22 protein-coding genes are annotated in these 26,284 nt (G+C 61.6%); 5 read left to right on the forward strand and 17 right to left on the reverse strand.

Features of this window, described 5'->3' with window-relative positions; genetic code table 11:
* Window positions 1-83: 83 nt before the first annotated feature.
* The 9 genes from GWC77_RS04645 to GWC77_RS04685 form a co-directional block, all read right to left on the reverse strand.
* Window positions 84-710: an ANTAR domain-containing response regulator gene (locus GWC77_RS04645; protein ID WP_173255681.1), complete on the reverse strand. Its 627-nt coding sequence runs from the start codon at window positions 708-710 to the stop codon at window positions 84-86.
* Window positions 707-1,882, reverse strand: coding sequence for a transporter substrate-binding domain-containing protein (locus GWC77_RS04650; RefSeq protein WP_173255744.1), 1,176 nt, complete (start codon window positions 1,880-1,882; stop codon window positions 707-709). Before GWC77_RS04650 ends, GWC77_RS04645 begins: the two co-directional genes overlap by 4 nt.
* A gap of 21 nt (window positions 1,883-1,903) precedes the next feature.
* Window positions 1,904-3,217, reverse strand: a complete 1,314-nt coding sequence (locus GWC77_RS04655) for an amidase (RefSeq protein WP_173255682.1) — start codon at window positions 3,215-3,217, stop codon at window positions 1,904-1,906.
* 19 nt (window positions 3,218-3,236) lie between these two features.
* The gene (locus GWC77_RS04660) at window positions 3,237-3,950 is read right to left on the reverse strand and encodes an ABC transporter ATP-binding protein (RefSeq protein ID WP_173255683.1); all 714 of its coding nucleotides are present in this window, start codon (window positions 3,948-3,950) and stop codon (window positions 3,237-3,239) included.
* Entirely contained in the window at window positions 3,947-5,788 is a 1,842-nt protein-coding gene (locus GWC77_RS04665; RefSeq protein WP_173255684.1) for an ATP-binding cassette domain-containing protein, read from the reverse strand. The genes GWC77_RS04660 and GWC77_RS04665 overlap by 4 nt, the downstream gene beginning before the upstream one ends.
* Complete coding sequence (locus GWC77_RS04670; protein WP_173255685.1) at window positions 5,781-6,614, reverse strand: branched-chain amino acid ABC transporter permease; 834 nt, start codon at window positions 6,612-6,614, stop codon at window positions 5,781-5,783. Before GWC77_RS04670 ends, GWC77_RS04665 begins: the two co-directional genes overlap by 8 nt.
* Window positions 6,615-6,699: 85 nt before the next feature.
* On the reverse strand, window positions 6,700-7,869 hold the full coding sequence (locus tag GWC77_RS04675) for a substrate-binding protein (protein ID WP_173255686.1): 1,170 nt from the start codon (window positions 7,867-7,869) through the stop codon (window positions 6,700-6,702).
* Window positions 7,870-7,928: 59 nt separating this feature from the next.
* Window positions 7,929-8,819 (reverse strand): nitrilase family protein, encoded by an 891-nt coding sequence (locus GWC77_RS04680; RefSeq protein WP_173255687.1) that lies wholly within the window; start codon window positions 8,817-8,819, stop codon window positions 7,929-7,931.
* A 272-nt stretch (window positions 8,820-9,091) separates the two neighbouring features.
* The gene (locus tag GWC77_RS04685) at window positions 9,092-10,867 is read right to left on the reverse strand and encodes an FAD-dependent oxidoreductase (RefSeq protein WP_173255688.1); all 1,776 of its coding nucleotides are present in this window, start codon (window positions 10,865-10,867) and stop codon (window positions 9,092-9,094) included.
* Between the two features lie 2,086 nt (window positions 10,868-12,953).
* Between GWC77_RS04685 and GWC77_RS04690 the strand changes: the two genes are divergently transcribed.
* Entirely contained in the window at window positions 12,954-13,721 is a 768-nt protein-coding gene (locus tag GWC77_RS04690) for a helix-turn-helix transcriptional regulator (RefSeq protein ID WP_173255689.1), read from the forward strand.
* Entirely contained in the window at window positions 13,721-14,596 is an 876-nt protein-coding gene (locus GWC77_RS04695) for a LuxR family transcriptional regulator (RefSeq protein WP_173255690.1), read from the forward strand. The genes GWC77_RS04690 and GWC77_RS04695 overlap by 1 nt, the downstream gene beginning before the upstream one ends.
* A 41-nt stretch (window positions 14,597-14,637) precedes the next feature.
* Here the strand turns inward: GWC77_RS04695 and GWC77_RS04700 are convergent, their stop codons facing one another.
* The 3 genes from GWC77_RS04700 to GWC77_RS04710 all read right to left on the reverse strand — a co-directional run bounded on the left by GWC77_RS04700 (window position 14,638) and on the right by GWC77_RS04710 (window position 15,863).
* Window positions 14,638-15,024, reverse strand: a complete 387-nt coding sequence (locus GWC77_RS04700) for an HrpB1 family type III secretion system apparatus protein (protein WP_173255691.1) — start codon at window positions 15,022-15,024, stop codon at window positions 14,638-14,640.
* A 16-nt stretch (window positions 15,025-15,040) separates the two neighbouring features.
* A complete protein-coding gene (locus tag GWC77_RS04705) occupies window positions 15,041-15,268 on the reverse strand; it encodes a hypothetical protein (protein ID WP_173255692.1) in 228 nt (75 codons plus the stop codon).
* Between the two features lie 172 nt (window positions 15,269-15,440).
* Window positions 15,441-15,863, reverse strand: a complete 423-nt coding sequence (locus GWC77_RS04710; RefSeq protein WP_173255693.1) for an HrpB1 family type III secretion system apparatus protein — start codon at window positions 15,861-15,863, stop codon at window positions 15,441-15,443.
* A gap of 351 nt (window positions 15,864-16,214) precedes the next feature.
* Here GWC77_RS04710 and GWC77_RS04715 point away from each other — a divergent pair, with 351 nt between their 5' ends.
* On the forward strand, window positions 16,215-17,339 hold the full coding sequence (locus tag GWC77_RS04715; protein WP_173255694.1) for a hypothetical protein: 1,125 nt from the start codon (window positions 16,215-16,217) through the stop codon (window positions 17,337-17,339).
* 244 nt (window positions 17,340-17,583) lie between these two features.
* Here the strand turns inward: GWC77_RS04715 and GWC77_RS04720 are convergent, their stop codons facing one another.
* The gene (locus GWC77_RS04720; protein ID WP_173255695.1) at window positions 17,584-18,414 is read right to left on the reverse strand and encodes a hypothetical protein; all 831 of its coding nucleotides are present in this window, start codon (window positions 18,412-18,414) and stop codon (window positions 17,584-17,586) included.
* 301 nt (window positions 18,415-18,715) lie between these two features.
* Here GWC77_RS04720 and GWC77_RS04725 point away from each other — a divergent pair, with 301 nt between their 5' ends.
* Together GWC77_RS04725 and GWC77_RS04730 are read left to right on the forward strand one after the other, a co-directional pair.
* Entirely contained in the window at window positions 18,716-19,624 is a 909-nt protein-coding gene (locus GWC77_RS04725; protein ID WP_173255696.1) for a DUF3455 domain-containing protein, read from the forward strand.
* Window positions 19,625-20,235: 611 nt separating this feature from the next.
* Window positions 20,236-21,246: a response regulator transcription factor gene (locus GWC77_RS04730; RefSeq protein WP_173255697.1), complete on the forward strand. Its 1,011-nt coding sequence runs from the start codon at window positions 20,236-20,238 to the stop codon at window positions 21,244-21,246.
* Between the two features lie 95 nt (window positions 21,247-21,341).
* On the opposite strand, the gene sctC is transcribed toward GWC77_RS04730, so the two are convergent.
* From sctC to sctN, 4 genes are all read right to left on the reverse strand, one after another.
* Window positions 21,342-23,180 (reverse strand): type III secretion system outer membrane ring subunit SctC, encoded by a 1,839-nt coding sequence (gene sctC / locus GWC77_RS04735; protein WP_173255698.1) that lies wholly within the window; start codon window positions 23,178-23,180, stop codon window positions 21,342-21,344.
* A gap of 288 nt (window positions 23,181-23,468) precedes the next feature.
* Window positions 23,469-24,296: a type III secretion system export apparatus subunit SctT gene (gene sctT / locus GWC77_RS04740; protein ID WP_173255699.1), complete on the reverse strand. Its 828-nt coding sequence runs from the start codon at window positions 24,294-24,296 to the stop codon at window positions 23,469-23,471.
* 57 nt (window positions 24,297-24,353) lie between these two features.
* Window positions 24,354-24,872: a type III secretion protein gene (locus GWC77_RS04745; RefSeq protein WP_173255700.1), complete on the reverse strand. Its 519-nt coding sequence runs from the start codon at window positions 24,870-24,872 to the stop codon at window positions 24,354-24,356.
* Between the two features lie 5 nt (window positions 24,873-24,877).
* Window positions 24,878-26,275: a type III secretion system ATPase SctN gene (sctN, locus tag GWC77_RS04750; RefSeq protein ID WP_302181323.1), complete on the reverse strand. Its 1,398-nt coding sequence runs from the start codon at window positions 26,273-26,275 to the stop codon at window positions 24,878-24,880.
* Between the last annotated feature and the right edge of the window lie 9 nt (window positions 26,276-26,284).

Raw genomic sequence — 26,284 nt, forward strand, 5'->3', positions numbered from 1 at the left:
CAATAACAGATCGGGCGGAACATGGTGCACTGCCGCGAACCGATGTGTGGGCGTGCGAATGACGGCCCCGATTTAACGCGCCACTACCGGGCCACCTTCGCGGGCTTGCTGAGGCCGAGCTTTTCCATGGCTTCGTGGGCATCGATGACCATCGCCGAGATCTCGCCGACAGTCGCGCGCAGCTCGGTGGCGCGCGTGCGTATCTGCTCGTACGCTTCGTTCTCCGTCAGCCGGTGGGCTTCGACGAGCACGCGTACCGCCCTCTCGATCTGCCGGCGCGCCTTGATGGCTTCTTCCAGCTTCACGACTTTGTTTTGCAGCCGCTGTTGGTAACGTGCAGCCGCTCGCGCAAGCACCAGAGTGCTGAGAATGCCCGTGGAGCGATATGGCTTCGTGATCACTCCATGCGCTTGCGTATCGAGCAGCATTTTCAGCGCGGTCGGATTCTCGTAGTCGGATAACGCGATCAACGTCGCCGACGTATCCGCCGCGCTCCAATGCCCCGTGCTTCTCGCCTCCGGTCCGACGTGAAAAAACACGGCATCGGCATCGCCCGGCACTTGCGACGGAAACGGCCAGATCGCCCGCAACGGACAGCCGAGCCGGCGCAATTGCTCCTCTAGAACATTGCGGTCTTCGCCGGGCGGATGAATTACGAGTACACGCAGCGTGCGCAGATCCTCGAAGAGTCCGCGAGCCCATGCCGTCATGCCCGCCCTCCATCGAGCCAGAACTCGGAAAATCCATACGAGATCAGGTAGGGATCGGGCTTCACGGGCTTCGGGCTTTCCCAAACGATGTCGAACGAACCGTCCGGCTGGCAAACGGCGATACGGGGCGTCAGGATCGCGTGATTGTTCTCCGGGTCGATCCTGAGCAAGCCCTCGGGCGAATCGAACTCGACACCATGAACCGCATCGACGAGTTTGGCCGCATCGAGACTCTTCGTACGGGCCAACGCGAGCGCGAACAAATGGACCTGGTTATAGGCCATTTCGGACCACATGCTCGCGGGCTGGTCGCCGAAACGCCCGCGCCACGATTCGAGAAAGCGCCGGTTGCCGGCCAGATCGAGTGTATTGAGGTAGCTCGCCGAGACGATATGGTTGCCGCACAACTGCGCACCAATCATCCGCGTTTCACCCTCGGTCATCGTCAGGCTTGCAATCGGGATGCGCCCCGGATCGATATCGTGCTCGCGATACAGGCGGTAAAACGCACGTGCGCCTCGCCCGATCAATGTGGAAAACACCACATCGGGTTCGAGCGCCTTGATCTGTCGCACCACGCCGACCAGATCGTCGACATCGGCATCGCTCGGCAGATAGACTTCTTCGACGATTTCCCCGCCGTGCTGCTCGACCATGTCCCGCATGATCCGATTCGACTCGCGGGGATAGATGTAGTCGGCCCCCACGAGAAATAAGCGCCGGCCGTGGTTGCGAAGCAAATACGCCGCCAATTGCATGCTGTTCTGGTTCGGCACGGCCCCGGTATAAATGACGTTCGGTGAATATTCGAAGCCTTCGTAGATGGAGCAATACCAGAGCAAGGCATTGTGGCGCTCGATCGCCGGCAGCACGGCCTTGCGGCTCGACGACGTGGAACAGCCGAACAACACCGTCACATCGTCTTCCTGCACCATCCGCGTGGCGAGCCGGCGATACTCATCGGGGTCGCTCTTCGGATCGTATGCCACGGGATCGAGAAGACGGCCATCGATGCCGCCCGCCGCGTTGATTTCCTCGATTGCCAGCACCGTCCCGAAGAAATGCTCGGACTCGGTCGCCGCGGTCACGCCGGTTCGGGAATACAGCACACCGATACGCCAACCGGGCTCCGATGACGTCTCATGGTTCGAGCGCCGCGGATTCGACTCCATCGTGTCTTCCTCTCGCATGGCTCAATCGTTCTCCAATGTCGCGGCGAAATGTCCGACATGAGCGCTGACTGCGCGCTCGACGAACGATGCGGCATCGAGGCACACGGCATCGTCCCACGGCCGGCAGATCACCTGCACGCCTATGGGGCCGCCACGCAGACCCCACAACCCCGGAACGCTCACGCAGGGACATCCGAGCAACGTCCAATTGCGATTGAACGAGGGGTCCCCCGTCGAGCCCAGTCCGTCGAGCGCTTCATCGGGCGCGCTCGGCGTGATGAGCGCCGTCATGCCGTCGAATAGCTCGGAAAGCTTTTTCCTCGCCTGCTCCACGAAAGCGCATGCGTTGACGTAAGCGGCCATGTCGACGGTTGCGGCTCGATCGAGAAACGCACAGAGCATCGGTGAGAGCTCAGCGCGATGGTAGTCGTACTCGTAGCCGAGCGATCGATAGGCCTCGTAACGCTGGATCGTTTCGTGCGCGGCGGCAATGTCGGCCATCCAGGGCGCAAAGCGCACGCGCTTGATGCGGCCGCCGGCATCCCCGATCGCTCGGACCGCGGTCTCGAGCGCAGCGGTGGCATTCGCGGATGGCTCGCCCCACGGGTAGCGGTCCGGCAAGCCGAACACCGGGCCGGTGCTGTCTTCGCTGACGGCGAGGCGCCGGCCCGAAAGCACTTGCGCGAAATAAGCCACGTCGCTCACGCCGGCGGCAAAAAGGCCGACCGTGTCGAGCGACCAGGAAAAGCACTTCATGCCGACCGTCGAGAGCATGCCGAACGTCGGCTTGTAGCCGGCTACGCCGCAAAACGAGGCAGGCCGGATCGTCGAGCCGCCAGTCTGCGAGCCGATCGCGAATGGCACGATACCGGCCGCCACCGCCGCGGCCGATCCGGACGACGAGCCGCCGGACGTACGCCCCAGGTCGGAGGGGTTGCGTGTCACCGTCGGCGCCATATAGGCGAACTCGCTCGTGACGGTCTTGCCGACGACGATACCGCCGTAACGCCGCAGCCACGTGACAACGGCTGCATCGGATCGGGGCTCGTGCCCGCGATAGATCGACGAGCCATAGCTCGTCACGAATTCGCTCGTGTCGAAAATGTCCTTCACCGCGATCGGAACGCCGGCCAACGGACCTTTGGCTACCATGGCCTGAGCCATCGCGGCGTCGTGCTGAACCACGGCCGTCATCGACCTGACTTCGGGCTCGACCTCATCGATTCGCGACAGCGATTGACGGACGGCGCGAGTCCGCTCGCGCGGATCGTTCGCGATACGCCGGATGAGATCCAGGCCCGACTGCGGTCGATAAAGTGAATGTGCACTCATCATGCCTCGCCTATCGTGAAGGTCAAACGCGAAGGTGTTCGAAAATGGATGCAGCTGCCGCATCGTCGTTCGCGCTGCCCTGATCGATGATGTGCCCTTGCTTGAGCACGACATAGCGATCCGCGACTTTCAATGCGAAAGGCACGTTCTGCTCGATCAGCAGCAGCGTCGTACCGTGGCGGTTGCGCTCCCAGAGCAGCGCGTCGGCCAGCCGATCGATCACGGACGGCTGCAGGCCCTCCGTGATCTCGTCGAGCAGGATGATCGACGGCCGCATCATCAGGGCGCGCGCCACGAGCAGCATCTTCTGTTCGCCGCCTGAAAGCGTGCCGGCGTACTGCTTCAAGCGGCTCTTGAACACGGGGAAAATCGGCTCGATCTCGGCGAACCGCTCGTCGAACCATGAAGCTTTCACGAGGCCCAGGCGCAGGTTGTCCCGAATCGTGAGATCGGGGAACAACGCATGCTCTTGTGGCGCGTAGGCGATCCCGGCCCGGGCGATCTGATGCGGCGGCAGTTGCGTGACGTCGCGACCGTTGACGCGGACCGCACCCGTCTTTTTCGGCAAATAGCCCATGATGGTCTTGAGCAGCGTGGTCTTGCCCATGCCGTTCTTTCCGACGAGGGCGACCGCTTCGCCGCTCGCGATCGACATCGACAGCTTGCGCAGCACAACCGATGCCTTGTAGCCGCTCGTTACGTCGTCGACATGCAATGCGGTTTGAGAACTGGTCATGATGACGCCTCTTTTTGAGTAGCAGCCGTTCCGGCGTAAATCGTTTTGACGAGCTCGGAGTTGACCACCTCTTCGAAACTGCCCTGCATGACGATGCGGCCCTGGTGCAACACTACGATGCGTGTGGCAACCTCGGCCACGAAATCGAGGTCGTGCTCGACGAGCAGGCAACACAGTCCATATTGGTGAGCGAGAGCTGCCAGCACGCTGCCGATTTGCGTCCGCTCGGTCTTCGTCAGCCCCGCCGTCGGCTCGTCGAGCAACACGATCTTCGGTTCGAGCGTGAGCACCATCGCCAACTCGAGCGCCTGCTGCTCGCCATGCGACAGATCCTTCGCTACGGCGCCGAGCTTGCGATCGAGACCCGTCGTACGCACGACTTCCATCGCGTAGGGCGGCAAACCGAGCGTGTCGGAACGCTTGAGGAGCGAAGGCCGTTCGATGATCGTGCCCGCGATCCGCAGACACTGCGCGACCGTCAGCGTCTCGAAGATGTTTGCGTTCTGGAACTTGCGCCCCAGCCCGAAACGCACGCATCGTTCCGGTGGCGCCCCTCGCGTGTCGTTGCCGCACAGTACGACCGTACCGGCGGAGGCTTCGGCGCCATCGCTCATGCAGCGCATGAGGGTTGTCTTGCCCGCGCCGTTCGGACCGATCAAACCCACCAGTTCGCCGCCATCGGCAACGAGATCGATGCCTTGCAGTACCTTGAGCGTGCCGAAATGCTTGGCCACGCCTGTCATTTGGAATGCCGGGCCTGGCGCCGTCTGCCGGGCTTGCACGCTGACCTTCCGTTCGATCAGCTCCGGTTCGGCACCGGCTCCAGTGTGCAGGCGCAACGGCTTGAAAAGCAGCGGCACGAGACCGCGCGGCAGCAGGACGATTACCGCCACGAATGCGGCCCCGAGAATCAATTGCCACGCGAAAGGCATGCTCCCACTCAGATAGGCGGTCCCGACGTTGATCAGAATCGTACCGACCACAGGGCCCCAGAGCGTCCCCCGGCCGCCCAGCGCAACCCAGATAATCAGTTGCGTGCCGAGGACGAAGCCGGTCAGTTCCGGCGCGACGACACCGCTGAACGAGCCGTAACCGAAGCCCGCGATGCCGGCGATGATGGCGGCCGCGATCAGCAGGACGATCTTGACGAGGGAGGTGTTGATGCCGAGGTACGAGCAACGCGATTCGTTGTCGCGAATCGCCACCAGCACGCGGCCCCCATCGCTGCGCACGAGCATCCATGCCAACAGCGCAATGACGAGCATTCCCGCCCCGGCGATCCAGAACCATGCTTCGAGCGGCAACTCGAACGTGTCGAATCCGGTGAGACCCGAGCTCGACCCCGTCCATTCCCCGCCCGACAACAGCAGCTGGCTCATCACGATCGGCAGCACGAGCGACATGACCGTTGCAAAGAACGGCGAAGCGCCGCGATAGAACGACAACCATCCGACCAGTGCCGCAACCGCGGCCGACACGGCGATCGCCGCGCCGATGGCGAGCGCCACATAGCCTAACGAGAAGCCGCCATGCGTAAAGACGAGGCCTGCCGCGTAGGCGCCGATGCCGAAATACGCCGATTGTCCAAACGTCAGATAACCGGTGTAACCCCAAAGCACGTCGACCGTAATGGCGACGATGGAAAAGAAAAACGCCTGGACGAGCACGTTCATCAGATAGGTGCCGAACACGAACGGCCCGGCCACCAGCAACACCAGGGTGAGTACGACGAGAACCGGCAACGCGCGGGCCTGCGTCGCGCGCCGCTTGCGGCGCTCGTCGTCGTGCTGCGTCGCTTGCCGGCCGACGTTGCCCGCCGATAGATCGACTTTAGCCATGAGAAAACCCCTTCGGACGGATACGCAGCGTCAGCGCGGCCAGCACGGCGATGGTCAAGCCGCCCAGCACCGGGCTCACGAACGTGCTGACCAGTACCTGGCACGCCCCGAACACCAGGCAGGTGACAAGCAGGCTGATCATCGAGTAGCCGGCCACCATGACCAGCATGAATGCGCTGACGAGCCACGGCAGCCCCATGTTCGGATCGACGCTCGACAGCGGCGTGATCAACATGCCGGCGAGCGTTCCGAGCGCCGAGCCAAGGCTGAACGTGATGAAGCGAATGCGGCCCGAATGGATGCCGAGACCCCGCGCGAGATCTTCGTTCATGATGACGGCGCGCGTCTTTACGCCAAAGCGTGTGCCGGACAACAGCGCGATCAGCAGTGCACAGATGGCCAGCGCGATAGGGATGAGCAGCAGTCGATAGGCCGAGTACTCGGTACCCGCTATCGAGAACGTGCCCTTCATCGGCGTCTCGACGAACTGCACACCGCGGCCGAAGGCCATCACGATGAGCTGCCAGATGACGATGCCGAGCCCCCATGTGGCCAGAATGGCATCGAGAGGCCGCTTGTAGAGCGGCCGCACGATGACTTGCTCGACGAGCATGCCGACGGCTATGCCCACCACGATGGCGAGCGGCACGCCCATCCAGGGATCGAGCTTGAGCTGCGTGACGACGAAACTCGCGTAGGCGCCCATGGTGAGAAGCGCACCGTGAGCGAAATTGACGATCTGCATCACGCCGAAAATCACCATCAACCCGGTGGTCACGATGAACAGCACCGCCGCGGTCGTGAGAATGTCCAATGTCAAAACCATTTGCGTCTCCGAATACATCCGCCGCCGGCCCTCCCCGGTCGCAGGCCGGCTGGCGTTTGCGTTCCTTGCTTCGTTTTCGACCAGCCTACTTGAGCTTCGGGCATTGATCGCCCGGATCCACGTCGCTGAAGGTTTGCAGAATCTTCACCGAGCCGTCGGTCTGAATCTGCCCGAGCTGCATCGCAAGCGGCGTATGCCGGCTCTTGTCCATCGATACGCGCTGGCGCGGCCCTTCGAACGACACTTCGCCGAGTGCCTTGACGACCTTGTCGGGATCGGTCGAGCCGGCCTTTTCGACGGCGGCCTTATAGAGGAAGAACGCCTCATACTGCGGCTCGGACAGTTCGTTCGGGGTCTTCATTTCGCCGCCGAACTTCTTTTTCATGCCGTCGAGGAAGCTCCGATTCTGCTTCGTCGGAATGCTGGTCAGATACGAACCCGACATGTACATCCCCGAGGCTACGTCGCCCATGGCCTTGGCCGTACCTTCGTCGATGGCCAGATTGCCGTACGGCATGGTGAGCCCGGTCGCCTTGAACTGCTTGGCCAGCGCGACGTTCGGCGCGCCGCCGGCCGTCGCGCTGATCAGCGCGTCAGGATGCGCCGCGCGGATCTTCGAGAGGATCGGCGTCCAGTCCGTGCCATCGATCGGCAGATACTCCTGACCGACGACCTTGCCGCCATGCGCGGCGATGTACTTCGCCGTGAAATCGAGCATGCCTCGGCCGAATGCATAGTCGTTGCCGACCAGATAGAACGTCTTCGCGCCCTTGCTCTTCATGAAGTAATCGACCACCGGGGCGACCTGCTGGTCCGGCACCCAGCCGTTGACGTACATCCAGCGATTGCACGAGCGGCCTTCATAGAACGACGTATAGATGAACGGCTTCTTGCCCCGCGCCACGATCGGCAGTGCCGCGTTGCGCGCGGCGCTCGTTTCCATCGAAATGATCGCGTCGACGTTGTCCTTGAACACGAGCTTGTCGTAGGCCTTTTGCGCACCGACCGCGTCGGACGCATCGTCGGCGATGTCGAGCTCGACCTTGCGACCGAGGATACCGCCGGCCGCGTTGATTTCATCGACGGCCAGCTGCGACGACTGGACGACGGCCGGCGCCACGACACTGTTGGCTCCCGATAACCCGACCGCGACGCCGATCTTGATCGGGGCGGCACCGAACGCGCTCGAGCACGCGCACACGCCGGCAATCACCGCGCTCGCGGCGGCAAAAAATCTGATCTTGTAGGGCTCCATGGACTTTCCTTTCGTAGTAGTGGGTTGCGGGAAACATGCAGGTGTGGGCATACATACCGTCAGACGTCGGACGCGGGCCAGCCCGTGCCCAGCATCGGGTCGTACACGTCCGCGCGACGATCGCGCATGACGTGGTTGAATTCGTTGAGCGTGCGTTGCGCGCGCGTGCGCGCCAGATCGATCGTGGCATAGAGCAGCTCCTCGCTCTCGCGGCTCGCGGGCCCCGCAAGCGGCCATCCGTCGCCGCCTACGATGACACTCTGACCGATGAACGGCTGACCGCGCTCCGTTCCGACTCGGTTCGCACAAGCGATCGTCAGCCCGTTGCAGTGCGCGGCGGCCATCGTGAGCGTGGTCGCCATCGCGGGACGATCGGCGGGCTGCGAGGGCATCGGCACCCAGTTCGTCGGCACGCAGACGATATCGGCACCTTGCATGGCCGCGAGGCGATAAGTCTCGGGAAACCAGCCGTCGTAGCAGATCGCGATGGCGAGACGTCCAAGCGGCGTATCGAAGACCGGTACACCGTAATCGCCGGGCTCGAAAAAACGCTTCTCGTTGTTCCACAGATGCAGCTTGCGATAAACGCCGATATGCCCGGCAGGGCCGGTCAGCAGCGCCGAGTTGTAGAGATGTCCGCCCTCGCGCTCCGCGATACCCCCGACGATATGCACGCCGAGCCGCCGCGCCGCTTCGCCGAAGGCACGCGCGGTTTCACCATCGGGCAATGTTTCGGCCAATGACATCGCTTCGTCGCGGTCGGCGAAAACATAGCCGCTATTGCTGAGCTCGGGCAACACGATCAGCGCCGCGCCCTGCTCAGCGGCCGTCTCGATGTATCGAACCGCGCGTGTCACGTTATCGTGCTTCGCTCCGACATGAGGCTCCATCTGCACGCATGCAATGACGACGCCTTCCATCTCGGGTGCTGCGGAGTTTTCCTGCGACATCGTTTTTCGTCTCCAAAAGCAAAAAGCCCCCGAACCAGCGTTGGACGCAAGTTCGGGGGCTACGTAGCCTTCCATCTGTAGCACGGCAACGTTGCCGTGGAATCGTCATGGACACATGGCGATTCGATGTGGGCCAATTTATGAATTCAATTTGTCGCTGTCAAGCGTTTTGAGTATTTCTAGGGGTAAGCCCTGCGTTGGCCCGATGCAGAGGCTCACCGTTCATTCACCGTCCATAACGTTCATGGCAGGCAGCGACTCGCATCGATCCATCAAGCGCCATAAAGCTCCATCATCTTGTATGGCGAGTTCGGTGGCAGGGATCCGCCGCGTCGCATGGCCATCTCTTGCACGCCGTTGATCGCGTTTGCAATCGCGCCCGGGACAAAGCCGCCCTCAGCACTCGTTTCTTCATTGATGCAAATGAGTCCGTCCGATGGCTGCCGAAGCGAAGCATTGAAGAGCCGCCTCGTATTGCTCAGGTCCCCTGGCGCATCCATCTTGAATGCGCCGTGAAAAGGATGCTCCGCGCTCCAATTGGTGTATTTGACGGTGCCCTGATACTGGGCAGCCAGCTTCGCCAGGTTCGCCAGTTCTTGACGCGCGGGGTCGTCCGAGTTCTCCGATGCCAGGTTGTTCAGATCTCGGATAAACAATTGGACCTGTTCCTCGCCAGTCATCGCCGATACCTTCGGCGTGTTGTCGCCCAGGGTATAGCTGACATACAGGACCGCGCCACCGTTGCCATCCGGCACCAGATATGTTTGCTGGAACCGTCTGCTTGCCTGGATGTTACCCGGGAGCGGACCCGCCGCCTCCATCGCTTCCCTGGGAATTGCGATGGCAAGCTTGGTGGCGCCGACGATGTTCGCTTGCTCCATGGCAACGCCGATCTCGTCGGGCATCACACGTTCCGAATCCACTTGTGGACCCGTGAGACCCATGTGGGCAGCTTCGGCTGGACTGCCGGTGAAGAACACCTCGTCGAACTCTTCGGTCGTCGTTTCCCCATTGAGCTTATTGACCGTGCTCACGTAGTACACGCCGTCCTTCTTCTTGATCTCGGTGACCTCGGTATTAAGGTGAATGGCACCCTGTGCGGTAAGCGATTGCCCGCCCGCCTCGTCCGCAACCATGCTGTGAAACGGTGCATCCGCTCCGCCGACCAGGCCCTCGTGATCCACAAGACGTTCGTCGATGATGAACCTGAACTCTTCGAGAAACGACGTCGTGAAATACCCTTTATATCCACCTACACCGATACCCACAGTGCCGAAGATCAGCCAATCCCTCTCGCTCCATTCGATTCCCTGTGCCGCCAGGAGATGCTCGAGACCGGCACGGAAACTATAGCCATCGAAGTTCCTGGTGACATCGTCGCAAAGTTCATAGAACAGGGCTGTATTGCCCGCATCACGGGCTGCCATGATCGGCTCGGTAAGCGATTTCATGGCAGCATTCGCCTGATCGAAGACCTTTTTCAATTCGGGATTCGCGACTTCCTGACCGGGCTCGGTCTTGTAGACCTCATTGCCGATGATGTATGTCGTCGATACCGTGTTCGGATTCGGGAACGGCGTGAATGTGTGTCCGAAGCGCGCAGCCAGCGTCCGGTGGAGATTTGTCGGAGAGAAGCGCATCGCCCCAGGGTGAAAGACCGCGGTAGTGCCGTCCGCATGCGTCCATTTGTCCGTGGCCATCCGCCCGCCGATCCCGCCAGCCTGCTCGAAAATCTTGGGCTTCACGCCCATACGGTGCAGCAGATATCCCGCCGTGATGCCGGCCGGTCCACCACCGACGATACCCACCCTCGTTTTCTTCGCCTCGTCGGGATGCAGCGTCGCGACGCGAAAATCGGTGGCCTCCAGAAAGCCCGCGTAGTCATATCCATGATGCTCAGGCTGGGTCATACGCAGACCGGCGAAGCGCTCCTTGAGCAGCGTTTTGAGCGCATTGTCGTCCCCCGCCGCCTTGAACGGCATCATGAGCTTGCGCTGCGCTGCCTCGCTACACACGTTGAAAAGACGCCCGGCGCGTTGCTGATCCAAGTTGACGACCGTGTGCTCGAGCCAGTCGCGAACCGGCGTGCGAGCCTCCTCGGACGTCGCGGGCTGGGTCGTGTCACCGAGCAAATGAGGTTGTCGCGTTCCAAGCGACTCGATCACGTAGCTCTGCTCGGCCTCCGACAAGCAATGCCAGTGAAGCGTAATCTCACGATGCAACTGTTGTCGTTTCTTGCCCGGTTCCGTGTCGTCCAGCTTGCGCAGATTCTGTATGACCGCGGGTGCGAGTTCAGCGCGCTCGCGCGGCCATTTGCCTGCCGGAGTACGCAAATAGCAGCCAACGGTTTGCGGATTGAGCGGCGGCAGCGGGCGGCCGCCCTCGGCCGACAGTGCCTCGTACCCACTCCACGGCGGCGGTGCCGAGCCCGCCGAAGCCTGGGTCGACGCAGCGCGGTCCGTGCGCTCGATCCCGCGGAGAAATGATTTCGTATCGATTCTGGCCGACGGCCACGCGGACCCCGCTTGCTGTGCTTTTGCCGTCGCGCTGAGCGTCTCGCCCGGAAGCGGTTGACGCAAGCGTGAGGTGGCGCCAGGCGCGGCCGGGCTAACGGCCGTGCGGCGCGCCTGTGGACCGCCCGACGCGCGCGAAGTTGCGGTTGGCGTAATCCTCTCGCCGGACGGAGCCTCGGCCTGCGGCGCCGCCGCAGGGGGCGTTGAATTGATACCTGGCGTCGAACGGATAGTGCTCATTTTGGTCTACTCCTGGTTTGGGTTAATTGGCGCGCCATGACGCCGCAATCTCGCGGACATCGACAACGAATCTTTATGCGGTACGCATATCAAACCAGAACCGGGAGCCCAGAATCGATTACAGTCCGAATATTCAACCAGAAACACGAAGTGTTTTACGCGCGCCATCATACATCGACCACCTTTTGTCACGCTCACCTGATTATTAATTATCAGCCGAAACTGCCCTTCGAAGGTGATCGGGGCCAGCCATCGATGCGCACATCGCTCGTCGAGCCCCATCTGCAAAGGGTCTTGAGGTTCTCCGGCAACATCTTTTTCGTTTCATGCATTACCTCTTCGCATGCACGCCTCGGTTGACCCCTCGTCATTTTCTTATTTACATTGACAGCACTCGCTCGCGATCACCCTAAAAGACATTGAACACGAACCAACGTACAGAAACGCGAAATAGGCCCAATCTCGCTTAATTCCAGATGCGAAATGGTCATCTGAAATACGAAATGCGCGTTGACGACACGAGCCGATTGTTTGCCACCGATGCGGAATCGATTCCAAGCACATTCCCAGCCAAATAGCATTTCATCTTTGCGCTGCAATGAGCACGAGTTCGCATGCAGGCGCCTCATTCCGGGTCGGCGGCAGTAAAGTTGCGCCAGCTGCAGCATCCCTCGCAAGCGCTCGACGTGCGGAGCGACTTCAGGTCCGTTGCATTTCCCCGAACGATCAACTGAACCGGTGCGGTGGCTATCCGGCCCTCGCCGCGTTTCGGCGCATACGCTAAGCGGTGCGCGGTCGGTCTAATCTCGACCGCCTACGTGCGAGGCAGTCAACGCCCAGTGTCATCCCGTTGGGTCTTTAGAGCATTCGCTCTGGACGGGCCGTTTTGTCTATGCTTGTCCTCGTCTATCGTATGCGTGTTGAATGGAATTTGTTAGACTTCCTGCCGTTCCGGCACCCATTCCGGTGCGGCAATCCCGTCGGCACTCGCTGCAACATGGCCGAACAAATTCCACTGGCATGCTCGCTCGCAGGGCGGGAGCGCGGCTAAGCGCATTCGATCCATCGGAACGACGAGAATGGTGCAATTGAAGGAACTATTTGCATGGCGTCTCAACATGTTCAGCCGTCGGTTCAGCAATGTTTGCCGATTCATGCCGATGTTCTCTCCAAGGATCGCGTAACCGGCACAGCTCGCACCGGCTTATCCGCGAGTCCGTTCGAACCGCCCGAGACGAGCGGCCGAAAAATCATGACGACGAAGGGCGCAGCGCGCCCTCGAGAAACACTCGATAGCAAAGGATTCCGTGTGGAGTCAGTCAGCAGGTCAAGTCACTCCGTTGCACATGGTGCCCAGATCGTCCGCTTTCGCGAAGCGGACATGCAACGATACGTTTCGAAAGAGGAACTCGGCGCGGACACGCATATCGCGTCGGAATTGGGTGCCGCGGTCACGGCCGACGAAAAGTCGCGTCTGCTGCGCAGCATGATCCGCGCGATCGGGTTCGATTCGATGCGCTACTTCGCGGTGCGGCTCTCGCCATCCGGCGAGGCCGAGCGCATCTATCTAATGGAAAGCTACCTTTCGCCGCCGCATTCGCTGTTTTTTGACGATGGGCACTACCTTAACGACGAACGCTTCAAGGCGCTGATGGCGAGTCCCCTGCCTTGCGTATGGGACATTCAGCAACTGGTCAGGCTTTGGCGATCCGGACCGGGACCGAGTTCGTACCGCGACTGGCTCACGTTGCTGCATACCGACGGCAAGATCAGCGGGATGGCGTTCTCGATGCGCGTGCCAGGCAGCTCACTGTGCGCGGTCGTGAGTCTTTCGGCCTATAACGCCGATGCGAGCTGGATCAGCGATAGCGTACTCGTGCAAGCGATTACGCTCGGGCTTTCGGTGCAGCAGCGTTGCTCGGCCTACGTTCGGGCGATCGACCAGGATGTCTCGGGCGGCGCGCTGTCCGAGCTACAGCGACGCGTCCTCGCGCTCGTCGCCGATGGGCTGTCCGACAAGGAAATCGCAGGGCGGCTGGACATGACGCTCTATAACGTCGATTATCAATTGCGTCGCCTGCGCGAAATTTTCGGCGTCACCAATCGAGCGCGGCTAGCCTATATGGCGGGCCGTCTGGGAGTGATGTGATGAACACCGTAATGAGCCGTCAGAAGACCGCACAAGGTACCTCGGCGAGTGTCGTGTTTTTCGATGACGAGGATGTCGCGGCCGACGCGGCCACGCATCCGTCGCCGCTTTTCGTTCCTCGCAATGCCTCGCTCGGCCAGATCTCGCAGCAACTCACGGAGATCGCCGATAGCGGCGAGCGGCGCAATCTCGTACGCAATGTCCTGCGGCGCGCCGGCTTCGATTGGCTCTGCTATTGCCGGATGCTGCGCATCGGGCAACGCGTCGTCGAACTCGCATGGTTCGACAGCTATTCGCCGCCCGGATGGGCCGCGCGTTATTGTAACGAGAGTTTTTTCGCGGTCGATCCGCGTCTGGACATCGCGTGCCGCATCGAATGGCCGTTTCTCTGGGATATCGACAGCCTGGCGGCGATGGCGCCGGCGCCGCTACGCGGTTCGCGCATCCAGCATCTCGCCGACGCGGCCAATGCCGCCGGCATGCGCAGCGGTGTGTGCCTTGGTATCGGCACCGCCAATCCGCTCGAGCGATGCTTCGCGGTCCTATCGAGTTCCCAGGCAGGTAGATCGTGGATCGCGGACACGACGGCCGGCACGGCCTACGCCATCGCGATCGGACTGCATACATGGGTGTCGCCCTATGCGAGCCGCCTTCTTTCGCGTATCAGCGTGGATGGCCTGAGCGCGATTCAGCGCTCGATTCTGCAGTGCGTGACGGAAGGAATGAGCGACCGCGAGATCGCAACTAGTATCGGGCTGCAGCCGCACCGCGTCGCGCAGCACGTGCGTCAACTGCTGACGTTTTTCCGGGCGCACAACCGTGTACAGCTCGCTTATATCGCGGGGACCGTCAGCGAACTCGCCGATGCTTCGTGAAGCGGTGCGGCGGCCCCGTTACGGCCGCGCATCGTCCGCATTCATATAGATGCGGTAGAGGTTTGTTCCGCGCTGGAGCGCCCGAGCAATTGCAGCATCGCCTCTCGCACCAGCGGATTGGGATCGTCCGCCTTTTCCTCCGCGTAGCGATGCCAGGTGGGATCGCCAATCGCATAGAGGCAAAGGGCCTTGAGTTCGTCGCAACGCCCCTCGGGAAGACTGTTGATATGTCGCAGTGCATCGAGCGCCTGCCCGCTGCGAATCGCGATGATCGTCGGAAACACCAATACTTCTCGCGCCGCCGGATTGATTTCGTATAACTGTGCCAGCAGCGTCCGAGCCTCGTCGAGGCGATCGCTTTCGATCGCCTCGACGAGTGCTTTCACGAGCGACGCGGTACCCGACCGACCGGGTTGATTCGTCGACATGGAACAGTGCGATCCGTCAGAGTTTTTCCGCATTCTTCAGGGCAGCATCCACCGCGGCGGATTGCCCTGTATCGCCGTCCCTCAGTCGCGCCTCACCGTCGCCCATGAGGAGCGCCGAAGCACCCTTGAACGGCGCGGACACGATGCCACCAACGGTCGTAGTCACTGCGTCGACGGGCGCGGACACGATACTCATCGCGCCTCGACCCAAATCCATTGCACCACCCACAACGCCGTCGCCCATTTGATCCTCCTCATACCAAGTAGAAAAACGTTCGCCTCAAAACCTACTTCACCTCATCGCGCCATGCCGGATGATGCATCCAATCTAGCCCCCGGGCCGACGTTTCATGCGGTGCACGCGAAGCAGCGTACTGGAAAACGCAACCGAGTCAGATCGGCAGCCGTGATGCCGTCTACAGATATTGCGCTCCCACTTTCTGAGCGACGCGTTCCGCAAGCGGCTCGCCGCTCACTTCGAGAAACTTGCTCGCGATCGTCAAGCCGGTCACATCGCTGCTCTTGACGACATCCGCTACGCAGCGGCGCCACGCGTCATCGCCGAGCACGTGCAAGCACCACCCCTGTAGCGCCGAAACCACTGGGGAGCCGTCCCCCTGCGCTTCGATCTGCCGCAAAAGACGGAGTGCTTCGACCCATCGCTGAGCGTTGACGAGCAGCCTGACCTCGCACAAATCGACGACGACCTGCCGCGGATGCAGCAACCGCAGCGCAAGCAGCAATTCCTCCGCCTCGGCGTGAGCCTGCACACGCAATGCCCCGGCGAAAATCGTCAGCAGGAAATTCAACACCGCAGGAGTGCATTGAGTGTTCGACATGGCTCAGTCCCAATGGGTAACCGCCCGACGGATTCGCAGCCGCCACGGGCCTCTCATATCCGGCCCCGGATTACGGTGCATTCTCGCGCCGCTATCGACGCGCGCGGATGGACGACGCGAAGCTGTCGCCGCGCATACGAAGTTGATCGACCCAGCGATACCTCGTTTCCTACTGAATTAAATAGACGCACAGGCGGCGATGTTCGGCTCGCGCGAAAAACTTCGGATGCGAAAACTTCTTTTCGCATAGATTCGCGAGCGCCAACCCGATTCTCCTACCCTGTCGCCAGAAGTCGTCAACTCGCGACCTCGAAGGTTATCCGAACAGATGTGACTCACTGTGAGACAGCCATGACATCTACGACTTACACGAACCCCATTACAGCCCACTATCTGAAGGAGACGCAACTTTACGGGGGAGAGAGTTCGACGCCAGCCCAAACGGGCCAGAGTCCCGACATCGAACGCCTTCTTGCCGAGCTCGAGATGTTCGGCGGCGGCGATTTTTCCGGCACTGGAAGGGGCCAGGGTCCCAGGTCGAACCGGGGGCGAGCCGCCGTGATGAACCGGCCCGGGTCCGCTCGTTATCCGGCCAGCCAGCTCGATGGACAGGGCCTGAAAAACGTCAAACTCACCGAAAAGGATGGGACGACGCTCAACTTGAAAGAAGACGCACAGGGCGATCTTTACAACGGGAACAAAGAGATTGGCCAGATCAATGAAGATGGATCGGTAACCCTGAATTCGTCGGCCGGCGACGAGATCAAGCAATTGAAGCACGGTGCCGGCGATAAAAACTCGCATTGGTACAACCCGCTCAGTTGGGGTAACGAAGACAAGACTAAGACCGATGGCAGCGGCAACGTTACCTTCGGCGCCGATCAAGTCACCGTCAACCCCGGCGATCTCACCCCCGGACAACAGGCTCCCGGCGTGGATACGGCTGGAGACTTCGGGTCGGGCTCCGATCCCTTCGAAACGGGGACGAGCGCAGACCCGGTCGCGTATTCCGGGTACCCAGCCTCCCAACTCGATGCACAGGGCCTGAAAAGCGTCAAACTCACCGAAAAAGACGGGACGACGCTCAATTTGAGAGCAGACGCAGCGGGCGATCTTTACGACGGCAACAAAGAGATCGGCCAAATCAATGAGGATGGTTCCATAACCCTGAATTCATCGGCGGGCGATGAGATCAAGAAGCTGAAGGACGGTGCCGACGACAAGCAATCGCATTGGTACAACCCCTTCAGTTGGGGTAACGAAGACAAGACCAAGACCGATAGCAGCGGCAACGTTACCTTCGGCGCCGATCAAGTCACCGTCAATCCCGGCGATCTCCCGGCAAGTTCACAGCCGACTCAACAGGCCAGCCCGGTTATCCCGGCACCTCGCAGGCCCAGCTTCTACTCAGTGCAGATGAACATTCAGCCGATCCCCCTAGCTGACTCCAGCCAGTCGGACATCGAACAGGCTTGACAGAGAAACAGAAACGAAGGATCGCGCCGACTCGATCGGCGTGATCCTAAGCCGATCGCCGCCCCCTCTTCGCTCCCTTCCCAGTCCGACCCGATGCTGTCGCGCACGTGAGAATATGTCGCGCGAAGTCATTTCCAAAGAACAAAGCGCCCTCGACTCGAGCGGACTCCAGACCTTCTCGCAATCTCAGGTCTGCTCCGCCCGGGCCGTGGGCGCTCTATCGATTCGTCGTTCTTGCAATGTCTTACGGCGGGCTCAGAAATACGACGTTGCCTTGGTTTCCGGTCCACGTGTCGTTGGATACCACCTGTGGACCGCTGCCGTGATTCGTGTTGTTCGAGCCGACGAGGGTAATGCGGCCACCGGCGTTCTTTGCAACCAGCTCGACGTGCTCGGGCACACCGTTGCTGCCGATGACGAAGCAGACGTCGCCCGGCTTCGCCTGCGATCGACTGACGGTATGCCAGCCCTTGTGTTGAAGCGTGGTCTTCAGTTGCGGCGCGCTATCGGTGTGCTCCGATGACGATAGCAGCCCGGCCTTTTGGAGGCACGCCGAAACGAAGTTCGCGCAGCAGACGTCCGTCGGGACGCCTCGATGCATCGGCACCAGCTGGTTCGCCTGTAGGCTTGCGGCCGGTTGCCCGACCAGACGCTCCGCGATGCCCGCGGGGTTCCCACCGCTGATCGTGCCGACATTCGAATCGCCCGATGGGCCGGATCCTGAGAAGCCGCCGCCCGCATCGCCGCCGGTGCTGCCCCCGCCACCGCCCCAGCTTTGAGCCGCCAGCAACGCAGCCAGTGCATCTTCCGGATCCTGGTCCTGCGCCGAGTCGCCGCCGGTGGCCGCGAGCTCCACCATCGTGTGCAAGGCGGCTTCCTGCATGATGTACTCGAACAGCGCATTGATGTCGTCAGGCTGGGCTTGCGCGCTTTCGCCGCCATTCACCACTGAATAGTAGTCCGCAAGAGAAGGGGACGCCGCCTTCGCGCTCGTGTTGCCCGCGCGAGGTACAAACGGTTGGGGGTAGGTCGACCATAGGGCCGTCTCCGGCCTCGTCAACGTGGCTGCGCTCATCCGGATACTCCGTTCCGTGAAGCCGTTTTCCAAAAAGACGCACGCGAATGCGTATCGGCATGCGGTGCCTGTTCAGGGTACTTTACGGACATCCGATGGTGCGCCGGCGACCGAAGCGCAGCGATGTGCGGTAAAACGAAGCGGCCCGCAACCGAGTACGAATCCGCGCAACAGACGTCCTTCGGTCACGCTGCGCGCGCCCATCGCTACGCATTGCCGTACATCTCTTCGCATCGATGGGGCATCGGCACAACCGTCCCGCGGGTATGCTCGACACTACCTTCCGCATACCGGTTCGCCGATGATTCGCCCCTTCCCGAGTACGTGCACTCAGCCCATCCGCCGCTTGCTGCACGCGGCGGGCGGTATCGCGTCACCCTTGTTGCTGGCCGCATCGGTGGCCGCGGCACTCGGCACGCTGGCCGGTTGCGCGACACGCGAGGTTCCCCCTGCGAACACGACGCTTCCCGAGTCGCTGCGCACTCCGCCGCAGGAAGTGCTGGAAGACGCGCTGACGGCGGTGGGCGAAACGATTTACAGCTGCCGTCGTCAGGCGGGAAGGCTGGCGTGGGTCGATAAAGGCTCCGAGGGGACGCTCGTCGACGCTGCGCGGCGCAACGTTGGCACGCTCGTGCCCGGCCCGCGATTTGTTGCTTATGACGGCAGTTATGTATCCGGCCGTATCGCCGCGCAGGAGATCGTCGCGACCGACGCGCTTGCCTGGCAATTGATCGTTGCAAGACGCACCAGCGGTGCCGAGAAAGGCAAAGGCCGGTTTGCCAAAGTCACGTCGATCCAGCAAGTCCGCACGCGTGGAGGACTGCCGCCGCAGCCGGACTGTAACCAGCAGGGCCTCTCCATGCTGGTGCCATTTTCCGCGACCTATTTGGTCTATCGGTCCGCCAGCGCCCCGCCGGCAGCAAATCCCGCGCCCGCCGCGGGCACCGTGGCACCGGTGCCGACAACAGCGCCCGCGGCCACGCCGCTTTCCTCCACTGCAGCGGGCCTAGACATCGCGGCGACCGCCGCCGCGCCCATTTCAGCCTTCGCTCCGGCGCCACTGCCTGCGCCCACCGATGCGCCTCATGACGTTTCCGCAACCCACGCAGCCACGCTACCGCCATCGACCCCGCCGGCGCTGACCGTCGCTTCGGTCTCCGAAGCGTCCGGACTCGGCTTGCCGATGTTCTTCGCTTACCTCAGGCCGTGAAGGACGAAACGGTGGCCACTGCGGTGTTGTGGCGGTCATAGAAAAGACGACATGTCTCGCCCGATGGTGCGGTTTTTTCATGAAAATGAAAAAGGAACCGGTTCGCGCGATACCTGTGTCTATTTCCCCTCATTTATCGGGCTCAGCAAATGGCTGCGATAGCTTTTACGGATTCGTCAATGAGAAATCGTCAATTAGGCCGATACTACGAATTCGGGTGCTGAAACCCCCTTATTTCCACGAACGGGCATAGGGTCCTGAGCCTCGCCAACCTTTCGTTTTTGAAAGGAACTTCCTCCGAAGCTTCGTAGCACCCTCATACTTCCAGGCCGGCACGCCCGCAGGGGCCACGGCCCAGCGCGACAGGGACCCGCGCCGTTCCGGAGTCGCCTGATCGGGTCCTGCCACGAACCTACGGATTTCCGCACTCTTTTCTTTCGAAGTTCGTGATTTATCATTGAGCCAGCTAACGTGCCAATTTCAATGAAACAAAACGTTACATCCTAAAGCCGTTTAAACGTTTACTGTCCGGCTATTCGGAGTCTTTTCGAGCTTGAATGCAGTTTCCCTTCGTGCGAGCACATCGTGCGACAGGAACCACTGGAGGGAAGATGAAACTCGCAGTCATGACCAGAAGCACGGCGCTCTTCCGGTTGATCTGTCAATGCTTTGAACCCGACGGTGCACAATGCACGCGGTTCTCCGACGAGGTGGTATTCGCGCGTGCCATCTACCGCGATGACTACACCGCCATCCTCATCGATGCCGAGACCGGGATGAACCCGATGCGCCCGGTGCTGGCCCGGCGCTCCTGCTATGCCGACCGGCGCGCACCGCTCGTCGTGGTGGGCGCGCACGAAAATCGTGAAAGCATCATCGAGCTCTTCGACGCGGGCGCGGACGATATCGTGCTGTGCCCGATCAATTCGTCGGAGCTCGTGCTCCGCGTACATCTCGCGGTACGTCGGTTTCAGCCGCTTCAAACGGCCGACACGACCGATCGCCTCGAATGCGGCTCGTACCTGCTCGACCGTCGCACCTGTACCGTGTGGGTGGATGACGAACCTGTGCGGCTGACGTCTCGCGAATTTGCCATTGCATGGCTCGTATTCGCTTGCCCTGGCGAATACGTGAGCCGCCGACAGATCGCGGGCGCCGTCTGGAGCAGTTCCGAGGACATCGTCGGAAGAACGCTGGAGCAGCACATTTACAAACTGCGCAAGAAGCTCAGTCTGAACGGCTCCCATGGGGTGCGCCTGCGCACGATGTACGCGCACGGCTACCGCGTCGAGATGGATCTTCCGAAAGACTTGCCGCATGCGTGTGTAGGCGCGGAAGACTCGGCCGAAGCAGCCGATCGGGTGCAAGCAGACGACATGCTCTCGACGATCGCATCGCTCGTTCAGGTCGATGCAATGAGCCCGACCCCGGCAGACGGCTTCGCTTTGCACGGCACTTCACGTGCGGAACTGCATCCGGCCGATAGCGAAACCGCGCGCAGCGCGCGTGCATGGTCCGGCTCCGACTGCGCGGACATGCTGGCTGTCTGCACAACCGGCGGCCCGTCTCACGCCTTTGCGGGCACGGCCTGCGAAACGGCACACGGCCGCAACGGCCACTAAGCCCAGGCGTTTCCCAAGCATAGTTTGCGCGCGCGCCGTACACCGTCGACAAGACAGCGGACGGCGCGCGAATCGAGCGCACCGCCTCATATCCATCAATAGTCGAGAATACGCGGCGAGAGCAGAAAGAGCCGCTCCATATGGCTGCGCTCGTTCGAACGATACCGGAAGAGCGCCCCTACGAACGGAATCTTCGATAGCAGCGGAATGCCTGTCTCGCCATTGGTCGAGCTGTCGACGCGATAGCCCGCGATCAGCAGACTTTCGCCCTGACCGACGAACGATTCGGTATTGATCGTGCTCGTCGTGATGATCGGAATATTGTCGACCTGCTGCGACGTGACCGTCCCATCCTCGATGTTGACCTTGAGCTTGATCTGCTGTTGACCGTTCTCGTCTACGACCATCGGCAGTACGCGTAGCGACACGCCCGTCGAGATGCTGTAGAGATCGGCGGCCGTATAGCCCGACACGCGAACGAAGAAGCGCGTTTTGTGATCCATCACGGCCTCTACGTTGTCGAGCGTCGCGACCTTCGGGCTTGCATCGATCTTTGCAAGGTTGCTCTCCTGCAATGCGTTGATCCGTGCGAGCAGATAACGGCCGGCGTTGCCGAGTACGGCAGTCAACGATGCCCCAACCGGCGAGGTGTTGATCACGGTCGTTCCGTCTTGCAGCGTTTGCGTGCCGAAAATCGGATTGATGTTGCCGTTGTATCCGTTCTGTTGGGTCGTGCCGTTGCCGGTCTGGAAGTCGACGTGACTGTTGTGTGCGCGCCAGTCGACGCCGATCTGCTTGAGCGCGTTGTCGTCGATCTCGATGATGTGCGCTTCGATTTCGATCAGTTTCGGCTTCACGTCGAGCCGGTCGATCAGATCCTGGTATTGCGAAAGCCTTTGCGGCACATCGCGAATCAGTACGGAGTTCGTGCGCGGATCGGGCTCGATCACCGGAAGCGTCTTGCTGCCGACTATCGGGCTCTCGTTCGAATCGCCCGTGGGGCCGCTCATCGATGCGGCAGTGTAATTTTGCAGCGAGGGCATCGTCGAGGGTGCGCCGCCCGCCGACATCCCGCTCAGCAGACCCGCAAGCCCGGACTGCGGTGCGCTGGCGCCGTTCATCGATTGCGGCAACGGCGGGTTGATGCCGCCGCCTTCGAATCCGCCGCCGGCGATACCTCCCGTCACATCCTGCATCGGCTGCATGCGCTGCATCGTGGGCGCTTTCGCGGGGCGGCCGCCTTCGAGACCGACCGAGCCGCTGACCGACTCGTTGCTGCCTTGCGGGTGATACATGCGCGAAAGTACGGTCGCGACGCCCGGAACGGTGATCGTCTTGCCGTCGATCTGCACGTTGTGATCGTCGGCCCAGGCATGTCGCAGCGAAAATACGCGTACTGACGAACCGAGTCGCTCGCCCGCGCGATCGTCGAGGCGATGCGCGATTTCGGCAACGAGCTGAACGTACGGCTGCGGACCGCTCACGAGTGCCGTGCCCTGGCTCGCATCATAAGTGATCGGAAAGCGCGGGCTCGTGACGCGCAAGCCTTCCAATGCATTCTTCAGATCGTCGGTACTCGCGTGGTCGAGCTTGACGACCTGCCTCGTCACGCTGTTCGCGTCGCTGATCGAGAGTACATTGCCGTCATAGAACCAGACGAAGCCGAATGTCGAAGCCAGCGTGTCGAGAAACCGCTGCGGCGACATATCGAAGCGGCCGGTCACCGTCCCATGGACATCGTTCGCGATCGTCGCGGGCACGCCCTGCCCCGCGGTGAAATCGCGCAACACGTCCTTCAGATCCTTGCTTTCGACGGATAAATGCACCATCGAACCATGCCAGCGTATGGGCGCCGCGCCGGCATGCGATGCGGCAAGAGAAAACGAAAGATATGCTGCCAGGCAGGCAGCGCGAACGAGCCGTTTTATTTTCATGGCATCTGATCATCGATGGTTGAATACCGCCCCCGTACCTGCCGCATCGCGCCAAGCCCCCCGAGGGGGTCGAGAAAACCGGAGCGGCCCGGCGTTTTCCCGAAGCCCCGTACGGTGCGCGGATGCCCGTCTCCTGAAAGACGGGCGGCCCGCGTCATGAAAAAAACCGCCGCTGCCCGCGTAAGACCAATGTAGCGGAGGCGAGCGACGCACATCTTCAACAAATCTGAGTTCGCGCCCTCATTTGAGAAGGATTGAGATTCGTAGTCGGCCACAACGCGAAACGCGTCATCGCTTGCCCGCGGCCATCGACGTTGCAACGGCTCTCAATTGTTCCGCCAGGCCCTTGAGAACCAACTGGTCCTTGACCTGATCCACGAAAATGCCGACGAAAAGCGCCAGAATGAAGACGGTCACGGCTCCTTTGATCGGCTGGCTCAGATTGACGAGGTCGAGTTTTTGCGCACTCTTGCCGGCCAAGCCGATCGCGATATCGATGAGAATGAGTACGAACATGATCGGCGTGGCAAGCTTGGCGACCATCTGCATCAACGAGTCCGTCTGGTGCAGCACGAAGCTTTCGATGACATTCGAGGCAATCGGCGTTTTCGCAATGATCGGCCACCAGTTGTAGGATTCGTAGACGATAGCAAGCAGGAAGGTCATGCCGCCGAGCACCCAGAACGCAACGCTGGCGAGTTGCGAGAGCAGAATCGAAGTGGGCGTGGCCGAGTCCGCCCTCAACGGATTCGTCATCTGCGCATTGTTATAGCCCGTGAGGTCATCGATGTAGGTTCCTGCCGATTCCGCCACCCAGAACACCGTCGAGGCGGCGAAGCCGAGGACGAGCCCGATGATCGCTTCTTTCATCACCATCACGATCATCATGCTGCCGCTTAGCGACTCGACGTCCTGCAAAGGCTGCCCGTACGCGACGAACGAGCCGAAGAGCAACACGATGCCGTTGCGTACGACACCCTGGAGAATGCCGTCCGCGGTCGGCGGAAAGATGTAGAACACGACGAACAGGCGCACTGACGAGAGCGCGAGCACGATCAGGAGGCGAACGGGGGCCACCGGCGACGATAAAAGAAGAAGTGTGTCGTTGAAATTCATCTCATGGACGCGCGTTAGCGCCAATCGGTGGTTCATCCGTTTTCAGCGCGTATCGTGCTAGCGCGACGCCCCGGCTGCCAGACGAGCCCGCGCAAGCGCAGCTTCTTCCGCCTCCTCGTCCGCTGCGTCCGTGGCCTGCATCGTCTGGCCGCGCTGCAATTCCGCGATTCTGTCGGTGCACAAGTCGATCCGCCCACGGTTGTTGGCGACCGCCCGCACGGCCTGCGCGACTTGCTGCGCGCGCTCGGCGAGCGCTGCCTCGCATTGTCGAAGCTCGCCTTGCAGCGAGCGCAGCCGATCGGCCACGACATCCGTGTACCGCATCGTGGCAGTCAGTTCCGTCGCGGTCACGACCGAGCCGCCGCTCATCATTTTTGCGATCCTGTCGTAGTACCCCCGCAGTAATTCGTCTTGCCGGTCCACCTCCGAAGCCTTGGCGTCGCGCGCGTGCTGCGCCTGTGCCTGCTCCGCCCGCCGCGCGGACAGTTCTGCCGTCAGCGTCTCATCGAGGCGGCGGCGGCGCGACACGGTCCGTTCGAGTGCCGCAATCCGCCGCGCGATGCTGGCCGGCTCCATTGTCGTCAGCGGTCAGCCAGCATGAAAAGATGCGCCTCGGTCTCGTCCGGCGACGCATATTCCTGAGTCGATTGCGAGAAGAACGCTCGAATCGCGTCATGCTTGTCGATCGCCTCGTCCGCGAGCGGGTTGCCGCCTGGCTGATATTCGCCAATCTGCAGCAGCATCTCGACCTCGCGATACTTGGCGAGCAACTCCCGCAGACGCGCCGCGGCACGGACATGCTCGCCCGGCACGACTTGCGGCATGACACGCGACAGGCTGGCCAGCACGTCGATTGCAGGGTATTGGTTTTTCGCTGCGATATCGCGCGACAAAATCATATGGCCGTCCAAGATACCGCGTACCTCCTCCGCAATCGGGTCGTTGCCTGACTCGTCTTCCGCCAGCACCGTATAGAGCCCTGTAATGGACCCGGTTGCCCCCATCCCCGCACGCTCGAGCAGGCGAGGCAGCTCGGCGAAGATGGACGGCGGAAAGCCGCGGCGTGCAGGCGGCTCGCCAGCCGCGAGTCCGATCTCGCGTTGGGCTCGCGCAAAACGCGTCAACGAATCCATCATCAGCAAGACCCGCCGTCCCTCATCGCGAAAGTGTTCGGCAATGGCGGTCGCAACGTACGCCGCCTTGGCACGCTCGATCGACGACCGGTCCGAAGTCGCGCAGACGACGATCGAACGCGCCATGCCTTCCGGCCCGAGAATCTGCTCGACGAATTCCCTCACTTCACGGCCACGCTCACCGATCAGCGCGATCACGGTCACATCGCATTGCGCGCCACGCGCGAACATGCCCAGCAGCGTGCTTTTGCCGACGCCCGCCGGAGCGAAAATACCCATGCGTTGTCCTTCGGCGATCGTCATCATCGCATCGACCACGCGCACGCCGGTGGCGAGCGGCGCTTCGATCAGCCTGCGGCTCATCGGCTGAGGCGGATCGCCAAAAATCGGCCGCTCCTGGTCGACCTCGATCGGACCGAGCCCGTCGATGGGCTCGCCAAGACTATCGATGACCCGGCCCAGCAATGCGTCGCCAACCTTGACCGACAACGGCCGTCCGAGCCCCACGACGCGCGTCGAACGCGACACGTTCGCCAGGCGCGAGAATGGCGAAAGCAGCGCCACGTCACGCGTAAAACCAATGACCTCGGCGTGCTGGAGCAGTGTGCCGTTGGCGGATCTGAGCTCGCACAGTTCCCCGAGCGTCACGTCTAGTCCAGCCACCTTGACGAGGGTGCCGATCACCTCGAGCACCTTGCCCGTCCGTTCGACCGTCGAACTCGAGAGAATCTCGTGCTCGATGGCTCCGGTCAGGTGCTCGACATCGAGCAGCCCTCGCGCACTGCCTGGCACGTCATGCGGGCTCACCTGCCGGTCGGCCTCGCTCGTTGTCGGTAGGACGTGCATATAGTCTCG

Source organism: Paraburkholderia sp. NMBU_R16 (genome assembly GCF_013282575.1).
Taxonomy (GTDB): Bacteria; Pseudomonadota; Gammaproteobacteria; order Burkholderiales; family Burkholderiaceae; genus Trinickia.